Annotated in this window: 7 protein-coding genes; 4 read left to right on the top strand and 3 right to left on the bottom strand. The window is 68.4% G+C overall.

Annotated features, from left to right (window positions below; genetic code table 11):
* Both ABD297_RS16895 and ABD297_RS16890 read right to left on the bottom strand, forming a co-directional pair.
* Positions 1–184, bottom strand: a 184-nt coding sequence (locus ABD297_RS16895; protein ID WP_344256212.1) for a leucine zipper domain-containing protein, incomplete at its 3' end; no start/stop codon positions are given.
* A 183-nt stretch (positions 185–367) separates the two neighbouring features.
* On the bottom strand, positions 368–1,204 hold the full coding sequence (locus ABD297_RS16890) for a class I SAM-dependent methyltransferase (RefSeq protein WP_344256211.1): 837 nt from the start codon (positions 1,202–1,204) through the stop codon (positions 368–370).
* A 191-nt stretch (positions 1,205–1,395) separates the two neighbouring features.
* Between ABD297_RS16890 and ABD297_RS16885 the strand changes: the two genes are divergently transcribed.
* Positions 1,396–2,079 (top strand): winged helix-turn-helix transcriptional regulator, encoded by a 684-nt coding sequence (locus ABD297_RS16885; RefSeq protein WP_344256210.1) that lies wholly within the window; start codon positions 1,396–1,398, stop codon positions 2,077–2,079.
* Between the two features lie 74 nt (positions 2,080–2,153).
* On the opposite strand, the gene ABD297_RS16880 is transcribed toward ABD297_RS16885, so the two are convergent.
* Entirely contained in the window at positions 2,154–2,870 is a 717-nt protein-coding gene (locus tag ABD297_RS16880) for a DsbA family oxidoreductase (RefSeq protein ID WP_344256209.1), read from the bottom strand.
* Between the two features lie 278 nt (positions 2,871–3,148).
* On the opposite strand from ABD297_RS16880, the gene ABD297_RS16875 reads away from it, so the two are divergent.
* From ABD297_RS16875 to ABD297_RS16865, 3 genes are all read left to right on the top strand, one after another.
* Positions 3,149–4,165: an ABC transporter permease gene (locus tag ABD297_RS16875; protein ID WP_344256208.1), complete on the top strand. Its 1,017-nt coding sequence runs from the start codon at positions 3,149–3,151 to the stop codon at positions 4,163–4,165.
* Between the two features lie 109 nt (positions 4,166–4,274).
* Complete coding sequence (locus tag ABD297_RS16870; RefSeq protein ID WP_344256207.1) at positions 4,275–6,011, top strand: ABC transporter substrate-binding protein; 1,737 nt, start codon at positions 4,275–4,277, stop codon at positions 6,009–6,011.
* A gap of 160 nt (positions 6,012–6,171) precedes the next feature.
* Complete coding sequence (locus ABD297_RS16865) at positions 6,172–7,188, top strand: ABC transporter permease (RefSeq protein WP_344256206.1); 1,017 nt, start codon at positions 6,172–6,174, stop codon at positions 7,186–7,188.
* The last annotated feature ends 4 nt before the right edge of the window (positions 7,189–7,192 follow it).

The raw sequence follows: 7,192 nt of genomic DNA, 5'->3' as shown, positions 1-7,192 counted from the left end.
GCGAGGACCGGTCGGCCAGCCCGGCCTCACCTTCGGCATCGAACCGTGCCACCCACCGGTGGGCGCACTGCCTGGAGACACCCATCGCTTTCGCGGCGTGGGCCACGGCCCAGCCCTGGCGGCGGACGCGGTCGACCAGCAGTCGACGACCATGGATGTTGAGACGGGCATTAGCGTGGGACACGAGAGCCTCCGGGCGGTGCGGGACGTAGACACTCCTCACCTCACCCGGAGGCTCTCCTCGTCGTCAACGTCTACCTGTCACCAACGTCCAGGCCGAGTACATCTAGGACTGCGGGCCGACCGGGCGAGGTGGTGACGCCGCGTGGCGCCGTGGCCGCCTCGCCCGGGCCGCGCCGTCGAGGCCTCAGGTGCGCCGGGCGGTGACGAGGAGGTACTCCCACACCATGTCGCCCGAGGCGTCCTGGTGGTCGCGGGCTAGGTCGACCAGGGCTGCGTCGAGGGCTGCGACCTTGTCGGGCTCGCCCGCGATGCCCCGGTAGGTCGAGATCGTCGGGCCGTAGGTCCGCTTGAAGAAGTCCCGGAAGTCCTCCGGGTGGTCGAAGTGCACGGGCAGCGCACGCTTCTGCGCCGTCAGCTGCTCGACGCGAGTCCCGAGCAGCTCGCGCACGTGCCCCTCGTCGCCCCAGAGCGGCGGAGGCTGGGCGCCGGGAGGCGGCGGCGCGGCATACGGCCTCATCGCTGCGAACATCTGCCCGATGAAGCCCTGCGGGGTCCAGCTCGCGAGCCCGATGGTCGCGCCCGGCCGGGCGACCCGGACGAGCTCGTCCGCGGCCGGCCCGTGCTGCGGCGCGAACATGACGCCGACGCTCGACATCACGACGTCGAACGACGCGTCGCCGAAGGGCAGCGCCTCCGCGTCGCCCTGTCGCCAGTCGAGCCGGAGACCGGCCTCGACCGCGAGCCCGCGCCCGATCTCGAGCAGGTCGGGCGAGAGGTCGCAGGCGACGACGTGCGCCCCGGCCCGGGCCGCGGGGATCGCGGCGTTGCCCGTGCCGGCCGCGACGTCGAGGACGTCCTGTCCCGGAGCGATGCGGCAGGCGTCGACGAGGACCCGGCCGAGCCCGGGGATGACCTCCCGGGCCACGGCCGCGTAGTCGCCGAGCGCCCACATGGCGGCGTGCCTGGCCTTGAGCTGCGCATCGGCGTCCGTCGCCGCCTGCGTCTGCGTGTGCGTGGTCATCCTGGTCCCTCCTTCGGTGGCGGGCCACGGTGCGGCCCGGAGGCGCCCCCGGGCCGTCTCGCTCCAGCGTCCGCCGGCGGGGGGAACGGCCTCCAGTACTCGAAGTGGACTGACGCGGTCCACGTTCGGGACCGATACTGGTCGGTGGGCCGCGGCGCCTGACGGCTGCGGCCTCCGACCGGAGGTGGGGCATGGGACGGCACGATCCGGGGGCAGGTCAGTACTGCCCGATCTCGCGTGCGCTCGACGTCGTGGGGGAGCGCTGGTCGCTGCTCATCCTGCGCGACATGATGACGGGCACGACGCGCTTCAACGACCTCGCGCGCGGGCTGCCGGGCCTCTCGCGCACCCTGCTGACGAAGCGGCTGCGCCACCTCGAGCGCTTCGGCGTCGTCGAGCGCTCGGGCACGCGCTACGTGCTGACGAGCTCAGGCAGGGCGCTCGAGCCGGTGGTCTTCGGGCTCGCCACGTGGGGAGCGCAGTGGATGTTCGGCGACCCGCGCCCCGAGGAGCTGGACGCGCAGCTGCTCGTCTGGTGGATGCACAGCCGCGTCGACACCTCCGGGCTCGCCGGGGAGCGCCACGTGCTGCACCTGCGCTTCGCGGACGACGCGCGCCGCTTCTGGATCCTTGTCGAGCACGGCACACCGTCGGTGTGCATGAGCGACCCCGGCTTCCCGGTGGACGTGACGATCAGCAGCGACGTCGCGTCGTTGTATGCCGTGTGGCTCGGCCGGCTGCCCCTGGCCGTCGCGCTGCGGTCGGGTCGCGTGCAGCTCGAGGGCGCCACCGCCATGACCCGCCGGCTCGACGAGGTGCTCCAGCTCAGCCCGGTGGCACCGTTCGTCGCGGCCGGACGTGGAGCGACGGCGTGAGGACGGGCATGAGGGACTGAGGACGGGTCTCGGGCGACGCCACGAGGGCGGCCCGGTCCCGTCGTTCCCGCTGCTCAGATGGCGCAGCCGTCGGGTCCGCAGGCGGCGGCGTCGGTGGGGGAGGCGCCGGGCGTCGGCGACACCATGACGAGCGGGTTCGACTCGCGCCAGGCCTGCTCTAGCGCCTGGGTGAACAGCTCGGTCGGCTGGGCCCCCGAGATGCCGTACTTCTCGTCCAGCACGAAGAAGGGGACGCCCCGGATGTCCAGCGAGCCCGCCGCCGTGATGTCGGCGACGACGGCGTCACGCCACGTGTGGGTCTCGAGGTCACGGACGACCTCGTCGCCGTCGAGACCGGCCTCGACACCGATGCGCACGAGCACGTCGCCGTCACCGATGTCCTCGCCGTGCTCGAAGTGGGCCGAGAGCAGCGCCTCCTTGACCTGCTCACCGACTCCACGGGCCTTGGCGAGGTGGAGCAGCTCGTGCCCGGCGAAGCTGTTGGCGACGACGACGGAGTCGAAGTCGTAGGCGAGGCCCTCGTCGGCGGCGATCGCGGTGACCTGCTCGAACATCTGAGACACCTGCTCGCGCGACATCCCCTTGCGCTCGACGAGGTAGTCGAGCTCGGTGCCGTCGTGGTGGTCGGGCAGCGTCGGGTCCAGCTGGTAGCTGCGCCACTGCACCTCGACGTCCTCCCGGTGCGGGAAGGCGGCCAGGGCCGCCTCGAAGCGGCGCTTGCCGATGTAGCACCAGGGGCACGCGATGTCAGACCAGATCTCGACCTTCATGGAACGCTCAACCGTCGCGGCGGGGAATTGCTTCCCCGGGTCGAGCGGGACGACGCTGCCCGTCCACGTCCCGGGCGCGCGGCCCGACGTTTCACATTGCGAGACGATAACGGTTCGGATTCAGCCGGGGTCCAACTTCCGACTTTCCGCGAAAGAGCCTGTCGCGAAGATGGCCGGTGCGTTAACGTCCCCGTCACGAGATGCAGTCGCAGCTGTGCTCGTGACGATCGTCATGTCCATCGACGACCGGTATGAGCGACGAGAAGTGAGGCGAGGGCGTGTCCGAGATCCATCGAGACGTCGAGTTCGGTGCTGGGACAACGGATGAGACGTTCGACCTCGAGCAGGAGCCCGCGGCCAAGAAGATCGAGGGTCGCACTCCGTGGCAGCTGGCCCGGGCGCGACTGCGCCGCGACAAGCTCTCGATGGTCGCCCTCACCGTTGCGGCCCTGGTCGTGCTCATGGCGGTGCTGGCCCCGATCCTCGACGCGATCGGCATCCTCAAGCCCAACGACTTCAACCCCGAGCTGATCGACCCGGCTCTCGGCGGCTACCCGCGTGGGGCGTTCGGCGGCATGTCGTGGACGCACCCGCTGGGTGTCGAGCCCGGCACCGGCCGCGACACGCTGTCCCGCGTCGTCCTCGGGCTGACGTTCTCGCTCATCGTGGCGATCAGCGCCACGCTCATCGCAGTCGTCGTCGGCACCGTGCTCGGCCTCATCGCCGGCTTCCTCGGCAAGTGGGCCGACTGGTCGATCTCCCGTCTCGCGGACATGGTCCTCGCCTTCCCGGTGACCCTGATGCTGCTGGCCCTGTCCGGCATGTTCATCGACATCATCGGCAAGGTGGTGCCCAACGACAACGTCGCGACGGGCCTCTACATCATCTTCGTGCTCGGCTTCTTCGGCTGGCCCACCTTCGCGCGCATCATCCGCGGCCAGGTGCTCTCGATGAGGGAGCGTGAGTTCGTCGAGGCGGCACGCAGCCTCGGAGCCTCCAACCGGAGGATCTACTTCAAGGAGCTGCTGCCCAACCTGTGGGCGCCGATCCTCGTCTACGGCACGCTGGTCCTCCCGGCCTACGTCTCCGCAGAGGCGGCACTGTCCTTCCTCGGGGTCGGCATCAAGCCCCCCACCCCGACGCTCGGCAACATCCTGGCCAACTCGGTCAACTACGCCTCGAGCGTCCCCATCTTCTTCCTCGTCCCCGGTCTGGCGATCGCCACGGTCGTGCTGAGCTTCAACCTGCTCGGCGACGGCCTGCGCGACGCCCTCGACCCGAAGGCGGACCGATGATGCCTTCTGTCACGGCTTCTGCGCAGGCGCAGGCACAGGGAAGATTGCCCTCGGCAACCGCACGAGGGTGGGTGCGCCGTTACATCGGTGCGTTTCACAAAGGAGTGGTATGAGCAGCAGGAAGAGGACTACGGCCCTCGCAGCTCTGGGGGTCGCCTCCGTGCTCGGAGTTTCCGCGTGCGGCGGGGGTGGCACCACGGGGAGCACGGCTTCCGGGTCCAATGCAGCAGGCGGTGCCCAGAAGGGCGGCACCATCTACATGCTCACGAAGCGTCCCGCCGAGCACATGGACCCGCAGCGCACCTACATCGGGCGTGACATCTTCAACCAGCAGCGACTGGTCTACCGCGGTCTCCTGCAGTTCCCGGCGGGCAAGTCCGGCGCCGACGCGATCGTCCCGATTCCCGACGTCGCCACCGACACGGGCAAGAGCGAGGACGGCGGCAAGAAGTGGACGTTCACGATCAAGGACGGCGTCAAGTGGGAGGACGGCAAGCCCACCACGTGTGAGGACTTCAAGTACGGCTTCTCGCGCAACTTCGCCACCGACGTCCTGACCGGTGGACCGTCGATCTACCCGCTCAACTTCCTCCCGACGGTCGCCAAGGCCTACAAGGGCCCGTACCTCAAGACCGGTCAGGAGGTCTACGACAAGGCCGTCACCTGCAACGGCAACGTGCTGACCTTCAACTTCGAGAAGCCGTGGGCCGACTTCCCCATGGCCATCGCCGGCCTCAACTTCGCCGCCCCGTTCCGTCAGGACAAGGACCAGGGCGACAAGAACAACTTCGTCATCTTCTCCAACGGCCCCTACAAGGCCGAGGGTGGCAAGTGGACGAAGGGCTCGGGCGCCACGTTCGTGCGCAACGACCAGTACGACCCGAAGACCGACGGCAACCGCCAGGCGAACCCGGACAAGTTCGTGTTCACCGAGGGTCTGACCAACGAGATCATCACCCAGCGTCTCATCGCCGACGGTGGCAACGACAAGTACGCCATCACGGACCGCTCGATCCCGCCGGCCTTCTACAACCAGATCACCGGTGACGTGGCGAAGCGTGCAACCAACGTCCCCTCGCCCTACACGTTCTACATCCTGCCGAACTTCAACAAGATGAAGAACCTCAAGGTCCGTCAGGCGCTCGCCCTGTCGACCGACCACACCGGCTACATCAACGCCCTCGGTGGTGCCAAGGCCGCGACGCTCGCCAAGAGCCTCGTCGCCCCGGACCTGCCCGGCTACAAGGAGAACCCGGCGTTCGCCAGCATGAACCCGGCGGGTGACCCGGTTGCGGCGAAGAAGCTGCTCCAGGAGGCCGGTGTGCCGATGCCGTACCCGATCACGTACACCTACCAGGGCGGCACGCCGACCAGCGACAACGCTGCGGCGGCCCTGAAGTCCGGTTGGGACAAGGCAGGCTTCAACGTCAAGCTGGCGCCCCTGACGGACACGTACTACGACGTGATCCAGAACCCGTCCAACAACTCGTTCGACGTCACCGAGGGTGGTTGGGGTGCTGACTACCCGTCCATCTTCACGGTGCTGCCGGCCCTGTTCGACTCGCGCATCAACCTGACCGGCAAGTCCAACGGCCAGGACTACGGCAACTACAAGAACCCCGACGCCGAGAAGATCATGGACGAGGCCGCTGCTGCTCCGAACGCGGACGCAGCGAACGCCAAGTGGCAGGAGCTGGACGCGTTCCTCGGCAAGGACGTCGCCTACATCCCGAACTACATCCAGAACTTCTACTTCCTGCACGGTTCGGGTGTCGGCAACTACAACCAGAACCCGGCTGTCAGCCAGTTCCCGGACCTCGGCGTCATCAGCGTCAACAAGTCCTGACACATCGGATCGGTGCGGCGGCTCTGAGATGAGCTGACGCACCGGGTGGGGGGCGGCCACGCCCGCCCCCCACCCTTTCCGATGCTCGCTCCACCCCGTCACACACGCCCCACCCCCACTACCGGAAGGACGGGCCCCCCTTCGGGGGGCGACCTCGCACATGTTCGCGTACATCGTCCGCAGAGTGGCTGCAGGCATGGTCATGATCCTGGCCATGTCGCTCGTCACGATGGTGCTGTTCTTCGCCAGTCCCGTCGACCCGGCGCGCTACACGTGCGGGAAGAACTGCACTCCGGAGCTCCTCGAGCAGAACCGCAAGGCGCTCGGCTACGACCAGCCCGTGCTGTCCTACTGGGTCGACTTCACCAAGGGCATCTTCGTCGGCAGCGAGTTCCCCAAGGACCCGGCTCTGAAGAAGTCCGCCCCCGAGACGATCGCCGACTGCCCGGCCCCGTGCCTGGGCTACTCGCCGCAGTCGAGCAGGCCGGTGCGCGACATCATCGTCGAGAAGCTCCCCGTGTCGGCCTCCCTCGCCGTCGCGGCCTTCATCATGTGGATGATCGCCGGCGTCGGACTCGGCATCGTGGCCGCGTTGCGCAAGGGGTCGCTGGCCGACCGGGCCATCGTCGGCAGCGCCCTCGTCTTCTATGCCTTCCCGACCTTCTTCATCGGCTTGGGGCTCTACGTCTTCCTCGCGCTCAAGTGGGGCATCGTCCCCGTGCCGGCCTACACCTCCATCGCCGACGGAGGCGTCGGGATGTGGTTGCAGGGACTCTTCCTACCTGCCCTGACCCTCGCCCTCGTCTACATCGCGGGCTACATCAGACTCACGCGCGCGTTCGTCCTCGAGGTCAAGGGCGAGGACTACCTGCGCACAGCGCAGGCCAAGGGCCTGACGTCGGGACGGATCCTCTTCAAGCACACGCTCCGCGGCGCCCTGACCCCCATCGCGACGGTGGCAGGTCTGGACCTCGGTGGTCTCCTCGGTGGCACGATCATCACCGAACAGGTCTTCAACTACGACGGACTCGGACGCACCGCCGTCATGGCGGCCACGACCTACGACCTCCCGGTCACGGTCGGCATCGTGCTCGTGGCCGCGACGTTCGTCATCACCGCCAACATCGTGGTCGACGTGCTGTACGCAGTCATCGACCCACGCGTCAAGTACAGCTGACCCG

This window comes from Terrabacter carboxydivorans (assembly GCF_039532035.1).
Classification (GTDB): Bacteria; Actinomycetota; Actinomycetes; order Actinomycetales; family Dermatophilaceae; genus Terrabacter; species Terrabacter carboxydivorans.
Note: the sequence above shows the minus strand (reverse complement) of the source record. Positions and strands in the feature narration are given on the sequence as shown.